This is a genomic window from Actinomadura logoneensis (genome assembly GCF_003428695.1).
Classification (GTDB): Bacteria; Actinomycetota; Actinomycetes; order Streptosporangiales; family Streptosporangiaceae; genus Spirillospora; species Spirillospora logoneensis.
Window position 1 is genome coordinate 1 of the sequence record NZ_QURH01000445.1, and the last position, 958, is coordinate 958.

At 68.8% G+C, this 958-nt stretch carries 1 protein-coding gene and 1 tRNA gene; both read right to left on the reverse strand.

What is annotated here, in order from left to right:
- Positions 1-316: 316 nt before the first annotated feature.
- A tRNA-Ile gene (locus DZF91_RS23210) sits at positions 317-393 on the reverse strand.
- Positions 394-465: 72 nt separating this feature from the next.
- Positions 466-958: DUF3566 domain-containing protein (locus DZF91_RS23215; RefSeq protein WP_235834491.1), on the reverse strand; the 493-nt coding region annotated here is incomplete at its 5' end.

The window sequence follows — 958 nt, forward strand, 5'->3', positions numbered from 1 at the left end:
CACCCAACCGCCCCCAACCCCCGCCCGCACCACTTCACAAGGAAGCGACGCCCGGCCCCCAGCGAACGCCGACATGCACAGTCAGAGGCCCTCATGACCGGACTTCGGCGACGCTGGGAGGGCTCACTGAGCGCACGAGCGGCGATCGGCCGGTGGCGGCCAACCCTTGGGGACGGCGGCGGCTGCACGAGCACCAGGTGCATGCACGCCCGAAGGGCTCAGCGGTCGAAGAATGAAAGCCGGGTGGCGTCGGTGAATGCCCCCGCCTTTTCTCCATTCAATGCGAAAACCCGCCGGTGTTCCGACGGGTTTCGACTGGTGGGCGTACCAGGACTTGAACCTGGGGCCTCATCCTTATCAGGGATGCGCTCTAACCGACTGAGCTATACGCCCTCAGCTGCGTCGCCGTCTTGCGGCGACGCATGAGAGATTACCGCATGCCGGAGCGTGGACGGTAATCGGTTGTCACTCGGCCTCCTTGAGGGTGACCTCGACGCCGCCGACCAGGTCGGCGGCCAGGTTGTAGATCACCGAGCCGACGGTCGACAGGGCCGTGATCAGCATGACGTTCAGGGCGCCCACCAGGACGGTGTAGCCGAGGACGCGGGTGAAGGAGAACCAGCTGGCGGCGTCGACGCCGCCGCTGTCCTCGCCCTGCTTGGAGGTCAGGTCCTGGACGGTGCCGGCGATGGCGTCGAAGACACCGAGGCCGGACAGGATCATCCACAGGACGATGACGGCGACGAGCAGGACGACGAAGCAGACCAGCGACATCACGAAGCTGAACTTCATCACCGACCAGGGCTCCAGCCTGGCGAGCTGGAGCTGGGCCTTGCGCGCCGTCTTGGCGGACGGGCCCGGACGGGAGGGGGCCGACGGGGCGGGGCGGGCCGGCGGGGGCGTGGCCGGGCGGTCCTTGAGGACCGTGCCGGCGAAGCCGCCGCCGGGCGCCGGGGCC